Source organism: Streptomyces sp. NPDC096132 (assembly GCF_044763345.1).
Taxonomy (GTDB): Bacteria; Actinomycetota; Actinomycetes; order Streptomycetales; family Streptomycetaceae; genus Streptomyces.
Genome location: NZ_JBIWGA010000003.1, coordinates 506,179 through 524,378, shown reverse-complemented (window position 1 = coordinate 524,378; position 18,200 = coordinate 506,179). Strand labels below are relative to the sequence as shown.

Below are 18,200 nucleotides of genomic sequence, written 5' to 3'. Positions count from 1 at the left end.
TAGAGCGTAAATCGCAACCGGCCGGTACGAATCGCCGGAATCCCACCGGATACGCGGCGGCGTGGACGAAACCGTGCCGCCCGTCGTGCGGAAGGCACCGCCCTGGGGAACTCTGGAGCCAGGAGGTGGCGATGGATCCCGTCGAGGCCCTGGACCGGATCGCGTTCCTGCTGGAGCGGTCCCTGGCGCCGACGTACCGGGTGAAGGCGTTCCGTACGGCGGCCCGGGTGCTGACGCGGCTGCCCGAGGGCGAGGTGGCCGAGCGGGCGGAGGCCGGGACACTGGAGTCGCTGAAGGGGGTGGGCCCGAAGACGGCCCAGGTGGTGCGCGAGGCGCTCGCCGGGGAGACGCCCTCCTACCTGCGGAAACTGGAGGACGAGGTGGGGCGGCCGCTCACCGACGGGGCCGGCGGGCGGCTGCGGGCGCTGGTGCGCGGCGACTGTCATCTGCACTCCGACTGGTCGGACGGCGGCAGCCCGATCGAGGAGATGGGCCGGGCGGCGGCCGCCCTCGGCCACGAGTGGGCCGTACTGACCGACCACTCGCCGCGCCTGACCGTGGCCCGGGGGCTGTCGCCGGAGCGGCTGCGCCGGCAGCTGGAGGTGGTCGAGGAGCTGAACGCGCTCTGGGCGCCGTTCCGGCTGCTGACCGGCATCGAGTGCGACATCCTCGACGACGGCTCCCTCGACCAGGACCCCGAGCTGCTCGAACGGCTCGACGTGGTCGTGGTGTCCGTGCACTCCAAACTGCGCATGGAGGAACGTGCGATGACCCGGCGCATGGTGAACGCGGTGCGCGATCCGCACGCCGACATCCTCGGGCACTGCACCGGACGCCTGGTGCAGGGACGGGGGCGCCCGGAGTCGCGGTTCGACGCGGACGAGGTGTTCGCGGCGTGCGCCGAGTCCGGTACGGCCGTGGAGATCAACAGCAGACCCGAGCGGCTGGACCCGCCCCGGCGGCTGCTGCGCCGGGCCGTCGAGGCGGGCGTGCTGTTCTCGGTCGACACCGACGCGCACGCACCCGGCCAGCTGGACTGGCAGATCCTCGGCTGCGCGCGGGCCGAGGAGTGCGGGGTGCCTCCGGAGCGGGTGGTGACCACCTGGCCGAGGGACCGGCTGCTGGCGTGGACCCGGGAGGGGCGGGTCCCGGCGGGCGTGGGAGGCGCCTGACGTGGTACTCGTCCGCCCGCGAGGGGCCGCGAGAGAAAAGAGACCTGTCATGGAACGCGCCGCCGTCTTCGATGTCGACGGCACCCTCGTCGACACCAACCATCTGCATGTGACCACGTGGTGGGAGGCCTTCCGGCAGGCGGGCCACCGGGTCCCGATGCACGCCGTGCACCGGGCCGTGGGCCTCGGCTCCGACGACCTGATCGCCCATCTGCTGGGCGAGGACCGCGACAAGGACGAGGACGCCGGCCTGAGCGCCGCCCACAAGGCGCTGTACGGGCAGTACTTCGGCCGGCTGCCCCCGATGGCGGACGCCGCGGCCCTGCTGAGGCGCCTGCACGACGACGGCTGGACGGTCGTCCTCGCCACTTCGGCGAGCGGGGCCGAGCTGTCGGCGCTGCGCCGCGCCATCGACGCCGACGAGGCCATCACAGCGACCGCGAGCGCGGACGACGTGACGGAGGGCAAGCCCGCGCCGGAGCCCGTGGAGCACGCCCTGGAGCTGGCCGGGGTGCCCGCCGAGCGGGCGGTGTTCGTGGGCGACACGGTGTGGGACATGCGGGCCGGCCGCCGGGCCGGGGTGCGCTGCGTGGGTGTGCTGTGCGGGGGCATCCCGCGCGCCGACCTGGTGGCGGCGGGCGCGGAGGCGGTCTACGACGATCCGGCCGGCCTTCTGGCGTCACTGAAGGAGAGTCCGCTGGCGGGAGGGTGAGTCCGCCGGCGGAGGGCGGGTCCCGTGGCGCGAGAGTGATGAGTCCGCCGGTGCGAGGGTGAGTCCGCGGATCGGCGCTTGACTTCGAGCGCACTCCAATTCGTAGCGTTCCGAGCATGAGCTACAGCGACACCGCACAGCACAAGATCGGCTCGGGTTTCGGCGCCACGAGCACCGCCGACGACGTCCTGCGGGGCATCGATCTGACCGGGAAGCTGGCGATCGTCACGGGCGGCTACTCCGGCCTGGGCCTGGAGACGACCCGTGCGCTCGTCAGGGCGGGCGCCCGGGTCGTCGTCCCCGCGCGGCGCCCCGAGACGGCCCGCGAGAACCTCGTCGGCGTCGGGAACGTCGAGGTGGACGCGCTCGACCTCGGCGACCTGGACAGCGTCCGCGCCTTCGCCGACCGTTTCCTCGCCACGGACCGCACGGTCGACCTCGTCATCGACAACGCCGGGATCATGGCCTGCCCGGAGACCCGGGTCGGGCCGGGCTGGGAGGCCCAGTTCGCCACGAACCACCTCGGTCACTTCGCGCTCGTCAACCGGCTGTGGCCGGCGATCGAGCCCGGCGGGGCCCGGGTCGTGTCGGTGTCCTCGCGCGGCCACCACTTCTCCGGGATGCGCTGGGACGACGTCCACTGGCGGCACGGCTACGACAAGTGGCAGGCGTACGGGCAGGCGAAGACGGCGAACGTGCTGTTCGCCGTGCATCTCGACGCGCTCGCCCGGGACCGCGGCGTGCGGGCCTTCTCGCTCCACCCCGGCGGCATCCTCACGCCCCTCCAGCGGCATCTGCCCAAGGAGGAGATGATCGCGAACGGCTGGATCGACGAGGACGGCAACCCGATCCCGCAGCCGGGCTTCAAGACCCCGGAGCAGGGCGCGGCCACCCAGGTGTGGGCGGCGACCTCGCCGCAGCTGGACGGCATGGGCGGGGTCTACCTGGAGGACTGCGACATCGCCGGGCCCGCCCCCGAGGACGGCGAGCGGGTCGGGGTGAAGGCCTGGGCGACGGACCGCGCGCAGGCGGCGCGGCTGTGGGAGCTGTCGGCGGAGCTCACGGGAGTGAACGCGTTCGCCGCGTAGGGCCTCCCGGCACGTGCCGGATGCCCGTGACGCGGGTACTCGGTGGGTCCGCGGTCGGGACCGTCGAGAGGAGCCGAAGGTGACCAGCTCAACGGGCAGCGACATCGTCGTCACGGGGGCCACCGGCAACGTCGGAACGAGTCTGGTGCGTCTGCTGTCGGAGGATCCGGGCATCGCCTCGGTGCGGGGCCTGGCCCGGCGGGTCCCGGACTGGGCGCCGCCGAAGACCGAGTGGACCGGGCTGGACCTGGCGTCCGAGGACGTCAGTCTGACCGGACTGTTCGAGGGCGTCGACGCGGTGGTGCACCTGGCCTGGGCGTTCCAGCCGACCCACGATCCGGCGGTGACCTGGCGCACCAATGTGCTGGGGAGCATCCGGGTGTTCGAGGCGGTGGCCGCGGCGAAGGTGCCCGTCCTGGTGCACGCGTCGTCGGTGGGCGCGTACTCGCCGGGTCCGAAGGAACGCGCGGTGGACGAGTCGTGGCCGACCCACGGCTGGCCGGACGCCGCGTACTGCCGGGAGAAGGCCTACCTGGAGCGGGCCCTGGACACCTTCGAGCGGGACCATCCGGCGGTGCGGGTGGTGCGGATGCGGCCGGCGTTCCTGTTCAAGCGGGAGTCGGCGAGCGAGCAGCGGCGCATCTTCGGCGGCAGGTTCCTGCCCGGCCCCGCCGCCCGTCCCGACCTGCTGCCGTTCCTCCCCGACATCCCGGGGCTGCGCGTCCAGGCACTGCACACCGACGACGCCGCCGAGGCGTACCGGCTCGCCCTGCGCGGTGAGGCGCGCGGCGCGTTCAACCTCGCGGCCGAGCCCGCCGTGGACGCGGAGCTGCTGGGTGAGATGTTCGACGCCCGCCCGGTGCGGCTGCCGCGTACGGCGGCCCGCTCGGCGATCGCCGCGGCCTGGGGTCTGCGTCTCCTCCCGGCCTCGCCGCACCTCTTCGACGCGGTCCTGCGCCTGCCCCTGATGGACTGCACCCGCGCCCGTACCGAACTGGGCTGGCGCCCGGAGCGCACGGCGACGGAGGTGCTCCAGGAGTTCCTGCGGGGCCTGCGCACCGGAGACGGCGAGGCCACGGCCCCGATGCGGGGGCGGAAGGTGGGCTGAGGCACCGGTTCACCGGCCGCCCGCTCCGGCCCGCGGCGTCGGAGGGCCGCTTGACCGGCCGCCCGCCGGCTCCCTCGGGCGGCCTGTTGCGGTGGCTCAGTCGGAGGGCTCGTCCGGTACCGGCTGGTCGGGGTGGACGCCGGCCGTGTGGGGGGCGCCCCGGCGGCCGGTGCCCGCCTCGTCGGTGTCGGGGACGTCGGTGTCCTCGGGCTCCTGGGGCTGCTCGACGTCCCAGGGGTCCTCGCCTGTGTCGGCCTGCTGGTCCGGCAGGTCCCGGGGGATCGGCGTGCCGCTCTCGCCGGAGCCCTCGTCGCGGTGGTCGGCCACGGCGTGCTCCCTTCGAGGTGTCGTGCGTGGGAGGCGCGAGTACCTCCGCCGCGACCGGCGAAACCTCAGTGCGGGGCGCGCTCCTCCAGTGCCGTGCGCCAGGCGGGCTGCGGGCCGCTGGGCAGGGGCTCGGGGCGCCTGCCGCCGCGGGCGAAGAAGTCGGCGAGCGGGAGGATCGCCGCTCCGACGGTGACCGCGTCGGGGCCGAGCCGGCCGAGTTCGACGGTGACCTTCCGGGCGGGGTGGCGCAGCGCGTAGGCGGTGGCGTGGCGGCGTACGGCGGGCAGGAAGCGGGCGCCGAGCTGGAGGCCCGCCCAGCCGCCGAAGAGGATGCGCTCGGGCTGGAAGAGGTTGATCAGGTCGGCGAGCCCGGCGCCCAGGTACTCGGCGGTCTCCTCCAGGACCGCGCGGGCGGCGGGGTCGGCCTCCGTGCCGTCCTCCGGGTGGGCGGCGGCGAGCATCGCGGTGAGCGCGCTCTCCTCGTCGGCGTCCGCGGGCGGCCGTCCCCCCTCCTCGCGCCAGCGGTCGAGGAGCGCCTCGGCTCCCGCGTACGCCTCCAGACAACCGAGGGCGCCGCACCGGCAGCGGCGGCCCCGGACCCGTACCGTCAGATGCCCCCATTCGAGGGCCCGGCCCTGTTCCGCCTCGGGGGTGACGAGGCTGGCGCCGACACCGGAGCCGAAGAGGACCACGACGGCGTTGCGGGCGCCGCGTCCGGCCCCGAACCACATCTCGGCCTGGCCGAGGGTCCTGGCGCCGTTGTCGATGAAGTACGGGACGGTCGCGGGCAGCGGGGAGCCCTCGCGGAGCAACGCCTCCAGCGGGACGGCGTCCCAGCCGATCGTCTGGCCGTGCACGACGGCACCGCTCTCGGGGGTGTGCTCGACGATGCCGGGGACGCCGATGCCGACGCCGAGGAGTTGCTCGGGGGCGAGGTCCGCCGCCGCGAGCACCTCGGCGACGCCGTCGCGGATGTGCCCGACGATCCCCTCGACCTCGTACCGCTGCTGCTCCAAGGGGCGTTCCGTGCGGGCGAGTTCGGTGAGGGTGAGGTCGAACAGCTCGATCCGCACCCGGGTCTCGCCGACGTCCACGCCGATCATGTGGCCGCTGGTGGGAGCAACGCGCAGCAGGATGCGGGGGCGGCCGCCGTCGGAGTCGACGCTGCCGGCCTCCTCGACCAGTCCGTCGGCGACCAGGTCGCCGACGACATTGCTGATCGAGCCGGAGCTCAGGCCGGTGGCCGGGCCCAGCTCGAAGCGGCTGAGGGGGCCGTCGAAGTAGAGCCGTTGCAGGACGGCCGTGCGGTTGGCCCGCCTGAGATCGCGTACCGTACGCCCGTTCCGCTCCGCCATGACGCTCCCCTCGCACCGAGCCCGACCTGCAACATACCCTCAGGGACGGGCCCGGCGCGACATTCCTCCAACCCTTAGTTCACGATGTGAGCTAAGCACACGGCGCCCGGCCGCGGGTCGGGCCGGGGCCGGTGGCGGTGAGGTCGACGAGGGGGACTCCGGCGAGGGCTTCGGTGGGGTGCGGGTGCAGCGCGGTGCGGGGCATGGCGCGACAACTGCCTTTCGCTGTACGGACGTAGGGACGCGGTGGGGGACGTCCCGGATTCCAGCGTGATCCACTCGGGTGTGCGGGCCCTGCCGTGGCACTGCACGATCGTGCAGGGGAAAACGGGCGCGGGGGCTTGCCGGGACGCGGGTTATTACGCTGGCCCGATGACCTCCACCCCGGACGCGCTGTCGATCGCCCTGGACGAGACGTCGGATCCCCCGCTGCGGCCGCTGCCCGTGAGCGTGGCCGGACTGCTCGCCGAGCTGGGGGCGCCGCCCCGGCTGGTCGCCCATCTGCGGGCGGTGCACGAGGTCGCCGCGCAGCTCGTGGACTGGCTCGCGCGGCACCGTCCCGAACTGGCCGTGGACCGGGAGGCGGTGCTGTTCGGTGCGGCCACGCACGACGTGGGCAAGGTCCTGCACCGCGAGGAGCTCTCCGGTCCGGGCTCCCGGCACGAGGAGGCCGGGCGGGAGCTGCTGCTGGCGCGGGGGACGGCTCCGGAGCTGGCCCGCTTCGCGGGGAGTCACGCGTCCTGGCACGCGCCGGGCGCCGGTGTCGAGGATCTGCTGGTGAGCCTGGCCGACAAGGTGTGGAAGAACAAGCGGGTGGCCGATCTCGAGGACCTGGTCGTGGCCGAGCTGTCACGCGCGGGCGGCCGACCGGTCTGGGAGGAGTTCCTGGCGCTGGACGAGTTCCTGACCGCCGTCGGGGAGGGCGCGGACCTGCGCCTGGCCTGGCAGGCTGCGCATCCCGTCCATGCGTGAGGACACCGGGCGGGCCGCCGTGATGTGGCGCAACCGCGCGCTGACCCTCTTCGACCGGTAGGCGGGCCGGTCGCGGTGTGCGACCTGCACGGCGCCGTCTGCTGGCCGATCCGGCGATGGCCGCGGAGTGCGGGACCGCGCCGGGGCGCCTGCGCGGGCGGGACGTGCTGGAGTCGTTCCGGCCGCGGGAGGCCACGCGGGTGGAGCGGATCGCCCAGGCGCTGCGGCTGCGGCACCGCTCGCGCTACCAGGTGTCGGTGAGCCTGCGGACGCCCGGCGGGGCGGAGCGGTACGGGGAGCTCACCGCGGACCCGTTGAGCGACACCGTGGAGAGACTTCGGCGCTGCTGGTGATGCCGCGCCTCCTCGGTGAACGCGCACGCGAGCCCCGTCGCCCAGCCGCCCCCGGTCCGGGTCTCCCCGGTCGAGTCCCGCGTCCTCGCCCTGCTCGCGGGCGGCGCGACGACGGGCCACGCCGCCCGCGGGACCGGACTCGGCCGGGACGGGGTGACCTACCGCCTGCGGCGCCTTGCGGCCCGCTGGGGCGCGGCGAACCGTACGGAACCGGTCGCCCGGGCCTATGCGGAGGGGGTGCCGGCGGCCGGGGTGTGGCCCCCGGCGCCGGCCCCCGTCCCGGGAGGCGAGTAGAGGCGGGTGGTGTCGGCCAGGGAGCGGGCGAGCGCGTCCTCGGTCGACTCCGCCGTACCGGCGCCCTCCGGTGCCCCGAAGCGGGCGAGGGTGTGCCACACCATCTTCAGGTCCTGGAGCGCGTGCCGTCCGCTGCGGGCCGCGTCGCCGATCACGCGCGGGTCGACGACCCCGGCCTCGGCGATCCGGGCGCCCAGCTCGGCGTACTCCCGGCCCCGGTAGCCGGCGTACCGGTGCAGTCGCGCGACGGTGATGCGGTACCCGGGGTGCCACTCGAGGCGGCAGGGCAGCGCGCGGGCCGCTTCCTCCACGGGGGTGCCGCGGTAGCTCGGATCGAGGACCAGGGCCTCCACGTCCCGGGCGAGGTCGACGCCGCCGTGGACGTGGGCCTCGACGTAGTCGTTGAGGGCGTCGCGCTCGTCCGCCTCGGCCAGGGCGAGCAGGGACATGGCACGGGCGACGCCGAAGTCGGCGGGCTCGGCCGCGCTGTCGGGGTAGCAGAAGGTGGCGCGGGCGAGCGTGCCCCGGGCCAGCCGGAAGTGGGAGGAGCCGAACCGTGGCGCGGCGCCCACGACTTGGCGGCGGAAGTCCAGTGCGCCGTACACCGGCCGCTCGCGCGGGTCGGCGTCGTCGTACGCCCCGCCGAAGATCCGGCTCTCCCAGCGCCACCGGTCGCCGCCGGGATGCGCGGTGAGGCCGCCGTTGCCGGTGCCGGTGACGAACTGCGAGTGGTAGGCGCCGTCCCGGCCGAGCGCTCTGAGGATCGGCAGGCCCCCGGCTTCCCGGTCCGGGTGGAAGTTGAGCGTGATGTGCAGGTCGGGGCCGAGGGCCGGGCCGGTGGCACGGGCGGCGACGTGACGCAGGGCCGCCCGTACGCGTGACGACGGCGGGGCGTCCTCCGGGAAATTCACTGGCTCCCCTCACTCCTGCTATCTAGTCTAGGAACCAACCTAGTGGTCCTAGGTTTTCCCAAGGCAGTACCGATCAGGAGACTCCCCCATGAAGCCACTCACCGAGAGCGACATCCGCGACTCGTTCATCAACTGTTCGAAGGGGGAGGCCAAGCGGCTCTCGGTGCCCCGGGAACTCGACCGACTGCCTTGGGCGGATCTGGACTTCCTGGGCTGGCGCGATCCGGGTGCGCCGGACCGCAGTTACCTGGTCGCCGAGCGGGAGGGCCGGCTCGTCGGCGTGACCCTGCGCTTCCCGTCCTCGCAGCGCGGCTTCCAGCACCGCAGCATGTGCTCGCTGTGTCTGACCACCCACCCCGGCGGCGGGGTCTCGCTGATGACGGCCCGCAAGGCGGGCCCGGCGGGACGGGAGGGCAACTCGGTCGGCCTGTACATGTGCACCGACCTCGCCTGCTCCCTCTACGTGCGCGGCCGGAAGGTGCCCGAGGCGGGCGGCCGGTTCGAGGAGAGCCTCACGCTCGACGAGCAGATCGCCCGCACCGCGGGCCATCTGTCCGCCTTCCTGGACAAGCTGTACGTCTGACCTCACGCGGGGGTGAGCACGATCTTCCCCCGGTTCTCCCGTCGCTCCAGCCGCTCGTGCGCGGTGCGCGCCTCGCTCAGGGGCAGGACCGTCTCGACGGGCACGCGGTAGGTGCCCGCGGCCACCCGTTCGGCCAGTTCACGCAGGTCCGGACGCGGGTCCCAGCCGCTCAGCTGGAGGTTGGTGAGCTGGAAGCCGAGGATCGACGCGTTCTTGGGATAGAAGTCGCGGGTGTCGACGATGCTCGGCTCGAGAGCGACGTTGGCGAGGGCGACGACCCGGCCGCCCGGCGCCACCGCGCGCAGGCTCCGTCCGAAGGCACGGCCTCCGACGGTGTCGAGGACGACGTCGGCGCCGCGTCCGCCGGTCAGCCGCAGCACCTCCTCGACCTCGGCGTCGTCCGGGTGCGCGGAAGTGTCGACGGCGGCGTGGGCACCGAACTCGGCCGCCCAGGCCGCCTTCTCGGGGGAGCCGGCGAGGGCGATCACCCGGGCACCGGCCTCCGCGGCGATCTGGACGGCCGCGCTGCCCACCCCACTGGCCGCCGCCTTCACCACCACCGTCTCGTCCGCGGTGACCCGGGCGAGCCGGCGCAGGCAGTACCAGGCGGAGAGCCAGGCCACGGGGAGCGCGGCCGCCGCGACCGGATCCACTCCGTCGGGCAGGGCGACGACCTGAGTGGCCGGTACGGCGGCCAGCTCGGCATAGAAGCCGGGTGCCCGGCCGCCGTCGAGGGCGACCACCCGCTGCCCGACCGCGAACCCCGTCACCCCCTCCCCCACGGCGGCCACCGTGCCGGCCGCCTCCGCGCCGGGGACGAGGGGCGGGCGTCCGGCCCGGTGGTAGCGGCCCGACCTGAGCAGGGCGTCCGCACGGTTCACCCCCGCGGCCTCGATCCGCACCAGCACCTCACCGGGTCCCGCCACCGCGTCGGGCACCTCGACCGGCACCAGCACCTCGGGCCCGCCGAACTCCTCGATCCGCACCGCACGCATACCCCACCCGCTCTCGCACAGCGGTCACCCCGTCCGAGGAGATGACCGACACCGGTTGAACCGGTGTCACCTTGCGACACCCCCTCAACCGGTGTCAAGCCGCGGAAGCGGATCCGGCGGGACACCTCATGAACCGGTGTCGTGAGCGATAAGCTCGGCCGCATGACCGACCGCGACCCCGTGCTCGCCTTCCCCTTCCTCGGCGGGCGCCCCTGCCTGGACTTCGTCGCCACGCTCGGCCGACGGCACGCCGACCCCGTGGAGCGGCTGCCCGACCCCGCCGCGCTGGGCCGCTGGATCGAGGAGGCCGGGCTGGCGGCGGAGACCGGGCCGCCACAGGTCACGGCGAGGGACCTCACGGATGCCCGCGGCCTGCGCGAGGCCGTTCACCGGCTCGTCCGCGCCGCGATGGACGGACGGGAGCCGGACCCGGCCGACGTCACTCGGGTCAACGAGGCGGCCGCCCGCCCCGACCTCGCGCCCCAGCTCGGCCCGCGCCCCTGGACGGCGCGGCAGCCGGCCCGGGCCGCGCTGGCCACGGTCGCGCGGGACGCCGTCCTGCTGGTGCGCGGCCCACTCGTCGAACGGGTGAAGAAGTGCGAGAGCCCCGACTGTTCCCTGCTGTTCCTCGACGACTCGCAGGCCCGCCGCCGCCGTTGGTGCTCCATGGACCGGTGCGGCAACCATGCGAAGGTGGCCGGCTACCGGTCCCGCGGCAGGGCCGCGTCCAACCGGTGAGAGGGGATTTCCTCCACGGCGCGGCACAGGCACCCTGAGGACGGAAGAAACGTTCGAGCAGGGTGGGAAACGGGAACGGGAATGGGGATGGGAGAGGTACATGAGCGAGCGGCGCCGCTCGCACGGTTCGTGCGGCGCCACAAGGAACCCGTTGTCGTCCAGGCCTTCCGCTCCACCGCGGCGGCGACGATCGCGTACGTCGTCGCGCTGCGGCTCAGTCCCGAGGCCGCCCCCCTCACCGCGCCGCTGACCGCGCTGCTGGTCGTCCAGGTCACCCTGTTCGCCACCCTCACCAACGGCATCCGCCGGGTGAACTCGGTGGTGGCCGGCGTGCTGGTCGCCATCGCCTTCAGCCAGCTGGTGGGCCTGACCTGGTGGAGCCTCGCGCTGCTGATCCTGGCCGCGCTGGCCGTCGGGCATCTGGTGCGGGTCGACGAGTACGTGCCCGAAGTGGCGATCAGCGCCATGCTGGTGCTCGGCGTGACCACCGTCGGGGACACGGCGTGGGCGCGGATCGTGGAGACCCTGATCGGCGCGGTCGTCGGGCTCGGCATCAATCTGCTGCTGCCGCCTCCGGTGTGGATCGAGGAGGCGGGCGAGTCGATCGAGGGGCTGGCCCGCCGGCTGCGGCAGCTGATGCTGCGCATCGGGGAGGAGGCCGCCGGCCGCACTCCCGTCGAGGTGGCGGCCGCCCGGCTGCACGAGGCGCGCCGGCTCGACCACGACATCGTGGACGTGGACGCGGCGCTGCGGCAGGCCGAGGACAGTCTGCGGCTCAATCCGCGCGTACGGGAGGGCCTGCTGCACCGGGTGGTGCTGCGCACCGGTCTGGACACCCTGGAGATCTGCACGGTCGTCCTGCGGGTGCTGGCGCGTACCCTGACCGATCTCGCCAAGGAGCGCGAGCCGCAGCCGCTGTTCACGGCCGAGACCGGCGAGGTCGTGGAGCGGCTGCTGTCGGAGATCGCCGACGCCGTGGTCAGCTTCGCGGTGCTGGTCACCACGCACGTCAGCCTCAACGCGGACGCCGCCGAGTCCCGGCTCACCGCGGAGCTGCGGCAGGCCGCCGCCACCCGCGACAAGCTGGCCCAGCTGCTGCTGGAGCAGCTCCAGCACGACGCCCGGCAGTGGCAGCTGCACGGCGCGGTGCTGACCGAGGTCAACCGCATCATCGACGAGCTCGACACCGAGCACCGCTCCCACCGGCTCCTGGAGGAACTGGACCGCGCGTCGGCGCAGCAGCGCGAACGGATGCCGCGGCTGACCCGGCTGCGCGAGCGGCTGGGCGTTCAGGACCAGTTGTGGCGGAACCGTACGGGGTTCGGCCGGCGTTCCTTCTGAGGGAGCGCCGGGACGGGGCCGGCGTGAGAGGCGAGGGAGCGGGCCGATGACCGACACCGCCGTACGGATCGACGGGGACACGCTGAGGCTGCCGGGCGGGGTGGCGGTGCGCTTCATGCGGACGCTGCGGCTGCCGGAGAGCGGCACGCACGACCTGCCGCCCGGGCTGGGCGCGTTCCCCGTCCGCCGGGTCGCCGACCACCCGGACACCGTGCCCGCCGACTGGCTGGCGCGCGGTGGCGTGATGCTGCCGATGTATCTGCGTGAGGCGATGTGGCTGAGCTTCGGGGGCTCGGCGGAGCCGGCCGCGCTGCAGATCGGGGCGGGCAAGGTGTGCGCGGTCTCCGGAAAGCCCTGGAGCGACCGGCTCTCCCCCGATCCGCAGAACTACGTCGCGCTGCCGCGTCAGCCCTGGCTGGACGGCATCAACAGCGGGAAGGGCACCGTGCGCCAGTTCGTGGCGGTGCCGCTCGGCCTGGGCGCGACCGTGGAGGGCCAGGTCACCGGCGAGGAGGTGTGGGGCGGGGTCCAGCTGCAGTCCTTCCCGCTGACCGAGGAGAAGCGCGCGGCGTGGCGGGAGGCGGAGCGCCGCCTGTCCCTGGAGACGCGGAGCGTGAAGTCGGTGGGCCGGTCGCCGGGCGCGGCCCCGATGATGCCCGCCGCGGCCCCCGCTCCGGGAGGCGCGCCCCGGGCCCGGGCCGCCGCCGCGATGGGCCTGGGCGTGGGCGGTTCGATGCGGCAGGAGGTCTACCGGGACGTCCGCCCGGTCACGGACTACACGCGGCGGCCCGCCGCCCGCGTCTTCGTACACCTGGTGACGCCCCCGGAGTGGCGTCGCATCACCGGCGAGGAGCCCCCGCCGTCCCCCGTGGACCGCGCCGCGTACACGAAGGCCGGGCTGCCCTGGTTCGACTACTACGACCAGGACGCCCAGGACGTCGCCCCGAGCGACGCCCTGGCCGAGGTGAAGCCGGTGGGCGAGTGGCTGGGCGACGACCTGGACCCGTGGCAGGAGCCCGCGCCCGGTCAGGTGCACCAGCTCAAGGACGCGCCGGGGAAGCCGGTGGAGGACGGCGACTGGTAGCCGCTCCCGGGCGCCGCGGGCTCCCGCTTTTGCGTTCGACGGCCGTTCCGGGAAAGGGTGGCCGTCATGAGGTGCGTACATGGGTAGGCGGACGGGAGCGGCCGCGGAGGGCTGGAGCAGGCGCCGTTTCGTCGCGGTGCTCGGCGGGGCGGCGGTGGCACCGGCCGTCGCCGGGTGCGGCGGCGACGGCGACTCCGGCGCGGCACCGGAGGCTCAGGAGCCGCAGGAGGCCGCGTCGCCCGGGCAGGGCTCGCCGTCCGGGCAGGCCTCGTCGTCCGTCTCGTCGAGCCCCTCACCGAGCCCCTCCGGCCCCCGGCCCCTCTACCTGGGCACCTACACCTCCGCCGAGGGCGGCGGGAAGGGCGTCGGCGTCGCGTCGTACGACCCCGCGTCGGGGCGGATCACCGGCCGGGGCACGATCACCGGCGTCCCGGACCCCTCGTACCTCGCGGTGCACCCGGACGGCGCAACGCTGTACGCGGTGAACGAGCGCGCTAAGGGGACGGTGACCGCCGTACGGCTGTCGGACCGGAAGGTCCTCGGGAGCCGGGCGACGGGCGGGGCCCATCCCTGTCATCTGTCCGTGCATCCGGGCGGGCGCTGGCTGCTGAGCGCCGACTACGGCTCGGGCACGGTGGCCGTGCACCCGATCGCTGCCTCGGGGGCGCTGGGCGAGCGCACCGCCACGGTCCGGCACACCCGTCCCTCGCCGGGCCCGGGGCAACAGGGACCGCACGCCCACCAGTTCGTCACCGCGCCGGACGGCGGGCACGTCCTGGCCGTCGACCTCGGTACGGACACGGTGTACAGCTACCGCCTGGACGAGCGGAAGGGCACGCTCACGGAGGTCGCGCAGGCGCACACCCGGCCGGGCGCGGGGCCGCGCCAGCTGACGTTCCACCCCGGGGGCCGGTACGCCTACCTCGCCAACGAGGCCGACGACACGGTCGCGGTCTGCGCCTACGAGGCCGGCACCGGCCGTCTGACGATCGGCGCGCCGCAGTCCACGGGCGCGAAGGCGGACCCCAACTATCCGGCGCAGTTCGCGGTCACGCCGGACGGCGCGTACGCGTTCCTGGCCAACCGCGGCGACAACACCCTCGCGCGGTACGCGGTGGAGGCGGACGGGGCCCGGCTGCGGCTGCTCGGCACGGTCGCGGTGGAAGGGGACTTCCCCCGGCAGATCGCCCTTTCGCCGGACGGCGGTCTGCTGTTCGCGGCGAACCAGCGCTCCGGCACGGTCAGCGTTTTCGAGGTAGACGGCGGGAGCGGCGAACTGCGGCTCGCGGGCGAGCCGTTCGCGTCACCCGTCGCCGTCTGTGCGCTGCCGCTGTAGGGCGCGCGGGCAGGACGCGGCGCTCGCCTGGGTGAGCAGGACGTGCATGCGCTCGGTGAGCTGTCCGACGTCGTCGGCGGGCGCGTGGAAGGGCAGGCGTACGTCGCCGTGGGCGCGGGCGCGTTCGATGCGCAGGGTCAGTCCGTGCCGGTCGACGGCGAGCGGCTGGACCCGTACGGCGCCGTGCAGGCTGTCGCGCCGGACCAGCCGGGTGAGCCGCTCGACGGCGTCGGGGTGGGCGTCGGCGAGGTGCGTCAGCAGGTGGGCCTCGGCGATGGCGAGGGGGTCGGGCGCGGCCTCGGCGAACTCGTCGAGGGCGACGACGACCGCGCCGGAGGGCTGTTTCAGGACGACCCGGGTGGCGTGGAAGACGAGGTGGTCGTCCTCGGGGGCGAACCAGCCGGCGAGCCAGAGCCGGGCGCGGATGCGGTTGCGGACGGGGACGGGCGCCACGTCGGCGAACTCCAGCACGGCGGACGGCTCGCCGCGGGGAGCGCAGATCGCCGCCGTGAGCAGGGAGCTGTCCTCGGGCACGTGTACATGCACCCGGCCGTCCTCGTCGACGGTGTGCGCGCCGACGAACTCCTCGCGTCCGCCGTCCGCGGTGACCGCGCAGGACCACGCGGCGGCCAGCACCGACCGGGCCCGCTCGGCCGCACCGGGCTCCGCCGTCCAGCTGTGGCTGTCACTGTCACCCATCCCAGACCTCCTTAGGTAAGCCTTGCCTAACCTAGCGGAGTTCGGGGCGCACGCCAACCGGGGCAGGTGATCTTTTGTGACATCTGTCAGTGTGCGATGACCCCGAGCAACGCCCGTGCGCACAGATCCCGCACCTGCTCCCGCGTCAGGTCCGAGCCGCGCAGCCACTCCAGGCAGACGGCCGTGGTGAACGCCAGCCAGCCGCGCACCGCAAGCCGTACGTCGGGGCGCTCCTCGAAGAGGGGGCCGAACTCCGGGTCGGCACCGAGGGCGGCCAGGATCTGCTGCTCCTGCGCGGCCAGGGCGCGCCGGTAGACCCGGCGGACGGACTGGTCGCCGGCCGCGTCCGCGCGATGGAAGGCGCGGTAGCCGTGCGCGTGCGTCTCGACGTACTCCAGGTACGTGTCGAGGCCCGAGGCGAGCTGTTCGCGGACCGGGACGCCCGGCACCGCCGCGGTCATCCGCAGCATCCGCTCGCTCTCCCGCTCGACGACCGCCGCGAAGAAGTCCCGTTTGGTCGGGAAGTAGTGGTAGAGCAGCCCGCGCGAGACGCCGGCGATCTCGGCGACCTGCTCGATCCAGACCTCGTCGTACGGACTCTCCGAGAACAGGCGCGCGCCCACCGACAGGAGCTGTTCCCTGCGCTCCTCGGTGCTCATTCGGCGCCGGGTGCGCTCCTGCTGGTTCGCGGCCATGCCCGCACTTTACTTGACGCCGGTTCGACGGGAGGACGAGACTGGGCGCGTTATTGAACCCACGTACAACAGTTCCAACCTGCCGCTGGCTCAAAGGAGATCGCGTCATGGCGGAGACGGTGACGAGGACCGGGGACGTACTCCCCAGGGGGTTCCGCGGGGCGGAGCTGGGGTGGCCGGAGCTGCACCGCGTTCCGCATCCGCCGTACCGGCTGCCGCTGCTCGGCGACCTCCTGGGCGCCAGCCGGCGCACCCCGCTGCAGGACTCGCTGCGGTACGCCCGGCAACTGGGGCCGATCTTCCGGCGCAAGGCGTTCGGCAGGGAGTTCGTGTTCGTGTGGGGCGCGCGGCTCGCCGCCGACATGGCCGACGAGTCGCGGTTCGCCAAGCACGTGGGGCTCGGGATCGCCAACCTGCGACCCGTGGCCGGGGACGGCCTGTTCACCGCGTACAACCACGAGCCCAACTGGCAGCTGGCACACGACGTCCTCGCCCCGGGGTTCAGCCGGGAGGCCATGGCGGCCTACCACCCCATGATGCTGGACGTCGCCGAGCGGCTCACCGGTCACTGGGACCGGGAACTGGCCGCCGGACGCGCCGTCGACGTGCCCGGGGACATGACCAAGCTGACCCTGGAGACGATCGCGCGCACCGGATTCGGACACGACTTCGGCTCTTTCGAGCGTGCCCGGCTCCATCCCTTCGTGACGGCGATGGTGGGCACGCTCACCTATGCCCAGCGTCTCAACTCCCTGCCGTTCCCGGGGCTGTTGAGGCAGGCCACGCGGCAGAACGAGGCCGACATCGCCTACCTCAACCGGACGGTCGACGACCTGGTACGGGCGCGGCGCGACGGAGGAGGCGGGGACGGGGACCTGCTCGACCGGATGCTCGACACCTCGCACCCCGAGACCGGTGAACGGCTGTCGGCGGAGAACGTACGGCGCCAGGTCATCACCTTCCTGGTCGCGGGCCACGAGACCACCTCCGGCGCGCTCTCCTTCACCCTGCACTACCTCTCCCTGAACCCGCAGGTCGCGGCGCGGGCCCGGGCCGAGGTGGACCGGGTGTGGGGCGACACGGCGGTGCCCGGGTACGACCAGGTGGCGAAGCTGCGGTATGTGCGCCGGGTGCTCGACGAAGCGCTGCGGCTGTGGCCCACGGCGCCCGCGTTCGCGCGGGAGGCCCGCGAGGACACGGTGCTGGGCGGGGAGCATCCGATGCGGCGGGGTGCCTGGGCGCTGGTGCTGACGGCGATGCTGCACCGGGATCCCGAGGTGTGGGGCGCCGACGCCGAGCGCTTCGACCCGGACCGCTTCGACGCCTCCGCCGTCCGCGGGCGGGCCCCGCACACCTTCAAGCCGTTCGGCACCGGCGCCCGGGCCTGCATCGGACGCCAGTTCGCACTGCACGAGGCCACGCTGGTCCTCGGCCTTCTCCTGCGCCGCTACGACCTGCGGCCCGACCCGGCCTACCGGCTCCGGGTCACCGAACGCCTGACGCTGATGCCGGAGGGACTGCGGCTGCGTCTGGAGCGGCGAACGGAACCGGTGGCAGCCGATGCGCCCCTGCCGTCGGCGGAGGTGTCAGAGCCTCGCTGTCCAGTGCACCGGGCGGGTGACTGACCCCGGCAGCCGGGTGCCCGCGCTGCCCCGGGCCGCGTTCAGCTGGGGCTGGGTGAGGAAGAACGCGCCGGTCAGGTCGGCGTCGGTGAGGTCGGTGTCGCGCAGATCGGCCCCGATCAGGTCGGCGCCGCGCAGATCCGCGCCGGTGAGGTCGGCGGCGATCAGATAGGCGCCGCGCAGGTTCGCGCCCCGCAGGTCGGCGCCCTTGAGGCGGGCGCCCATCAGGTCGGCGCCCCGGCGGTCCTTCCTGCGCCCGCCGGCCCCGGCCCGGGCGAGTTCGCTGGTCCTCAGCAGCAGGACGTTGACCTCCTGGCGGTGGGCCGGGACGTCGAGGGCGGCCAGCTCCTCGGGCGTCCCCCGGGTGAGTGCCTCGGTCCGCTCCAGGAGCCGGCGCAGCTCCGGGTGGACCGGGCGGGCGGCGGGCAGGGTGAGGGCCTCGGTGAGGTACCAGAGCAGCTCGTGCAGTTGGCGGACGACGGGGAACACCTCGAACACGAGGCGGGAGTGCTCCCGCGGGGCGCCCCGCCAGTCCCGGCCGCCGAAGGTGACCTGCGAGACCTTCTGGCCGGCGCCGAAGCAGTCGTAGACCGTGCAGCCGGTGAAGCCCTTCTGCCGCAGCCGGTCGTGGATGCCGCAGCGGTGGTCCTCCGCCAGGTTGGGGCAGGGCCGGCCCGCGGGCTTGTCGAGCGCGAAGTCCGCGGAGCGGGCGAAGGGCAGGGCCACACAGCACAGGCCGAAGCAGTTCCCGCAGTCGCCGCGCAGTTCTTCCCGGCCCGCTGTCTGGTCTCGCATGCCCTCCACCCTACTGACCT

18 protein-coding genes and 1 pseudogene are annotated in these 18,200 nt (G+C 74.1%); 12 read left to right on the top strand and 7 right to left on the bottom strand.

Annotated elements, in window-relative coordinates; translation table 11 throughout:
* Positions 1 to 131 precede the first annotated feature (131 nt).
* The 4 genes from ACIRF9_RS10120 (at position 132) to ACIRF9_RS10105 (ending at position 4,080) form a co-directional block, all read left to right on the top strand.
* Entirely contained in the window at positions 132 to 1,172 is a 1,041-nt protein-coding gene (locus tag ACIRF9_RS10120; protein WP_403818814.1) for a PHP domain-containing protein, read from the top strand.
* 49 nt (positions 1,173 to 1,221) lie between these two features.
* Positions 1,222 to 1,884 carry an HAD family hydrolase gene (locus tag ACIRF9_RS10115; RefSeq protein WP_403818812.1) on the top strand — a complete coding sequence of 221 codons (663 nt, stop codon included), beginning with the start codon at positions 1,222 to 1,224 and terminating at the stop codon, positions 1,882 to 1,884.
* Between the two features lie 116 nt (positions 1,885 to 2,000).
* Entirely contained in the window at positions 2,001 to 2,972 is a 972-nt protein-coding gene (locus ACIRF9_RS10110; protein ID WP_403818810.1) for an SDR family NAD(P)-dependent oxidoreductase, read from the top strand.
* 79 nt (positions 2,973 to 3,051) lie between these two features.
* Positions 3,052 to 4,080, top strand: a complete 1,029-nt coding sequence (locus tag ACIRF9_RS10105) for an SDR family oxidoreductase (protein WP_403818808.1) — start codon at positions 3,052 to 3,054, stop codon at positions 4,078 to 4,080.
* A 96-nt stretch (positions 4,081 to 4,176) separates the two neighbouring features.
* On the opposite strand, the gene ACIRF9_RS10100 is transcribed toward ACIRF9_RS10105, so the two are convergent.
* On the bottom strand, positions 4,177 to 4,407 hold the full coding sequence (locus ACIRF9_RS10100; RefSeq protein ID WP_403818806.1) for a hypothetical protein: 231 nt from the start codon (positions 4,405 to 4,407) through the stop codon (positions 4,177 to 4,179).
* A 65-nt stretch (positions 4,408 to 4,472) separates the two neighbouring features.
* Positions 4,473 to 5,762, bottom strand: a complete 1,290-nt coding sequence (locus ACIRF9_RS10095) for an ROK family protein (protein ID WP_403818804.1) — start codon at positions 5,760 to 5,762, stop codon at positions 4,473 to 4,475.
* Positions 5,763 to 6,134: 372 nt separating this feature from the next.
* Here ACIRF9_RS10095 and ACIRF9_RS10090 point away from each other — a divergent pair, with 372 nt between their 5' ends.
* Positions 6,135 to 6,734: an HD domain-containing protein gene (locus ACIRF9_RS10090; RefSeq protein WP_403818802.1), complete on the top strand. Its 600-nt coding sequence runs from the start codon at positions 6,135 to 6,137 to the stop codon at positions 6,732 to 6,734.
* Positions 6,727 to 7,381: pseudogene (locus tag ACIRF9_RS10085) on the top strand (PAS domain-containing protein). Before ACIRF9_RS10090 ends, ACIRF9_RS10085 begins: the two are co-directional and overlap by 8 nt.
* Here ACIRF9_RS10085 and ACIRF9_RS10080 read toward each other — a convergent pair.
* Positions 7,312 to 8,292, bottom strand: coding sequence for a DUF3626 domain-containing protein (locus tag ACIRF9_RS10080; protein ID WP_403818800.1), 981 nt, complete (start codon positions 8,290 to 8,292; stop codon positions 7,312 to 7,314). The pseudogene ACIRF9_RS10085 and the gene ACIRF9_RS10080 overlap by 70 nt on opposite strands.
* Positions 8,293 to 8,380: 88 nt before the next feature.
* On the opposite strand from ACIRF9_RS10080, the gene ACIRF9_RS10075 reads away from it, so the two are divergent.
* Positions 8,381 to 8,875 carry an FBP domain-containing protein gene (locus ACIRF9_RS10075; RefSeq protein ID WP_403818798.1) on the top strand — a complete coding sequence of 165 codons (495 nt, stop codon included), beginning with the start codon at positions 8,381 to 8,383 and terminating at the stop codon, positions 8,873 to 8,875.
* A 2-nt stretch (positions 8,876 to 8,877) separates the two neighbouring features.
* Here the strand turns inward: ACIRF9_RS10075 and ACIRF9_RS10070 are convergent, their stop codons facing one another.
* On the bottom strand, positions 8,878 to 9,870 hold the full coding sequence (locus ACIRF9_RS10070; protein WP_403818796.1) for a zinc-binding alcohol dehydrogenase family protein: 993 nt from the start codon (positions 9,868 to 9,870) through the stop codon (positions 8,878 to 8,880).
* A gap of 162 nt (positions 9,871 to 10,032) precedes the next feature.
* Between ACIRF9_RS10070 and ACIRF9_RS10065 the strand changes: the two genes are divergently transcribed.
* The 4 genes from ACIRF9_RS10065 to ACIRF9_RS10050 all read left to right on the top strand — a co-directional run bounded on the left by ACIRF9_RS10065 (position 10,033) and on the right by ACIRF9_RS10050 (position 14,369).
* Entirely contained in the window at positions 10,033 to 10,608 is a 576-nt protein-coding gene (locus tag ACIRF9_RS10065; RefSeq protein ID WP_403818794.1) for a CGNR zinc finger domain-containing protein, read from the top strand.
* 87 nt (positions 10,609 to 10,695) lie between these two features.
* The gene (locus ACIRF9_RS10060) at positions 10,696 to 11,949 is read left to right on the top strand and encodes an aromatic acid exporter family protein (protein WP_403818792.1); all 1,254 of its coding nucleotides are present in this window, start codon (positions 10,696 to 10,698) and stop codon (positions 11,947 to 11,949) included.
* Between the two features lie 46 nt (positions 11,950 to 11,995).
* Positions 11,996 to 13,033 carry a hypothetical protein gene (locus ACIRF9_RS10055; protein ID WP_403818790.1) on the top strand — a complete coding sequence of 346 codons (1,038 nt, stop codon included), beginning with the start codon at positions 11,996 to 11,998 and terminating at the stop codon, positions 13,031 to 13,033.
* Between the two features lie 79 nt (positions 13,034 to 13,112).
* Positions 13,113 to 14,369 (top strand): lactonase family protein, encoded by a 1,257-nt coding sequence (locus ACIRF9_RS10050; RefSeq protein WP_403818788.1) that lies wholly within the window; start codon positions 13,113 to 13,115, stop codon positions 14,367 to 14,369.
* On the opposite strand, the gene ACIRF9_RS10045 is transcribed toward ACIRF9_RS10050, so the two are convergent.
* Together ACIRF9_RS10045 and ACIRF9_RS10040 are read right to left on the bottom strand one after the other, a co-directional pair.
* Positions 14,337 to 15,068, bottom strand: coding sequence for a DUF2470 domain-containing protein (locus tag ACIRF9_RS10045; RefSeq protein WP_403818786.1), 732 nt, complete (start codon positions 15,066 to 15,068; stop codon positions 14,337 to 14,339). The two genes, ACIRF9_RS10050 and ACIRF9_RS10045, sit on opposite strands and share 33 nt — an antisense overlap.
* Positions 15,069 to 15,154: 86 nt before the next feature.
* The gene (locus tag ACIRF9_RS10040; protein WP_403818784.1) at positions 15,155 to 15,763 is read right to left on the bottom strand and encodes a TetR/AcrR family transcriptional regulator; all 609 of its coding nucleotides are present in this window, start codon (positions 15,761 to 15,763) and stop codon (positions 15,155 to 15,157) included.
* 107 nt (positions 15,764 to 15,870) lie between these two features.
* Between ACIRF9_RS10040 and ACIRF9_RS10035 the strand changes: the two genes are divergently transcribed.
* Positions 15,871 to 17,388 (top strand): cytochrome P450, encoded by a 1,518-nt coding sequence (locus ACIRF9_RS10035; protein WP_403818782.1) that lies wholly within the window; start codon positions 15,871 to 15,873, stop codon positions 17,386 to 17,388.
* Here the strand turns inward: ACIRF9_RS10035 and ACIRF9_RS10030 are convergent.
* On the bottom strand, positions 17,350 to 18,180 hold the full coding sequence (locus ACIRF9_RS10030) for a pentapeptide repeat-containing protein (RefSeq protein WP_403818780.1): 831 nt from the start codon (positions 18,178 to 18,180) through the stop codon (positions 17,350 to 17,352). The two genes, ACIRF9_RS10035 and ACIRF9_RS10030, sit on opposite strands and share 39 nt — an antisense overlap.
* Positions 18,181 to 18,200 lie beyond the last annotated feature (20 nt).

What these genes read in the sequence shown, in the direction of transcription:
- ACIRF9_RS10120 (WP_403818814.1), top strand. Translation starts at nt 132, where the DNA reads ATGGATCCCGTCGAGGCCCTGGACCGGATCGCGTTCCTGCTGGAGCGG.
- ACIRF9_RS10115 (WP_403818812.1), top strand. Translation starts at nt 1,222, where the DNA reads ATGGAACGCGCCGCCGTCTTCGATGTCGACGGCACCCTCGTCGACACC.
- ACIRF9_RS10110 (WP_403818810.1), top strand. Translation starts at nt 2,001, where the DNA reads ATGAGCTACAGCGACACCGCACAGCACAAGATCGGCTCGGGTTTCGGC.
- ACIRF9_RS10095 (WP_403818804.1), bottom strand. Translation starts at nt 5,762, where the DNA reads ATGGCGGAGCGGAACGGGCGTACGGTACGCGATCTCAGGCGGGCCAAC.
- ACIRF9_RS10090 (WP_403818802.1), top strand. Translation starts at nt 6,135, where the DNA reads ATGACCTCCACCCCGGACGCGCTGTCGATCGCCCTGGACGAGACGTCG.
- ACIRF9_RS10075 (WP_403818798.1), top strand. Translation starts at nt 8,381, where the DNA reads ATGAAGCCACTCACCGAGAGCGACATCCGCGACTCGTTCATCAACTGT.
- ACIRF9_RS10070 (WP_403818796.1), bottom strand. Translation starts at nt 9,870, where the DNA reads ATGCGTGCGGTGCGGATCGAGGAGTTCGGCGGGCCCGAGGTGCTGGTG.
- ACIRF9_RS10065 (WP_403818794.1), top strand. Translation starts at nt 10,033, where the DNA reads ATGACCGACCGCGACCCCGTGCTCGCCTTCCCCTTCCTCGGCGGGCGC.
- ACIRF9_RS10060 (WP_403818792.1), top strand. Translation starts at nt 10,696, where the DNA reads ATGGGAGAGGTACATGAGCGAGCGGCGCCGCTCGCACGGTTCGTGCGG.
- ACIRF9_RS10055 (WP_403818790.1), top strand. Translation starts at nt 11,996, where the DNA reads ATGACCGACACCGCCGTACGGATCGACGGGGACACGCTGAGGCTGCCG.
- ACIRF9_RS10050 (WP_403818788.1), top strand. Translation starts at nt 13,113, where the DNA reads ATGGGTAGGCGGACGGGAGCGGCCGCGGAGGGCTGGAGCAGGCGCCGT.
- ACIRF9_RS10045 (WP_403818786.1), bottom strand. Translation starts at nt 15,068, where the DNA reads ATGGGTGACAGTGACAGCCACAGCTGGACGGCGGAGCCCGGTGCGGCC.
- ACIRF9_RS10040 (WP_403818784.1), bottom strand. Translation starts at nt 15,763, where the DNA reads ATGGCCGCGAACCAGCAGGAGCGCACCCGGCGCCGAATGAGCACCGAG.
- ACIRF9_RS10035 (WP_403818782.1), top strand. Translation starts at nt 15,871, where the DNA reads ATGGCGGAGACGGTGACGAGGACCGGGGACGTACTCCCCAGGGGGTTC.
- ACIRF9_RS10030 (WP_403818780.1), bottom strand. Translation starts at nt 18,180, where the DNA reads ATGCGAGACCAGACAGCGGGCCGGGAAGAACTGCGCGGCGACTGCGGG.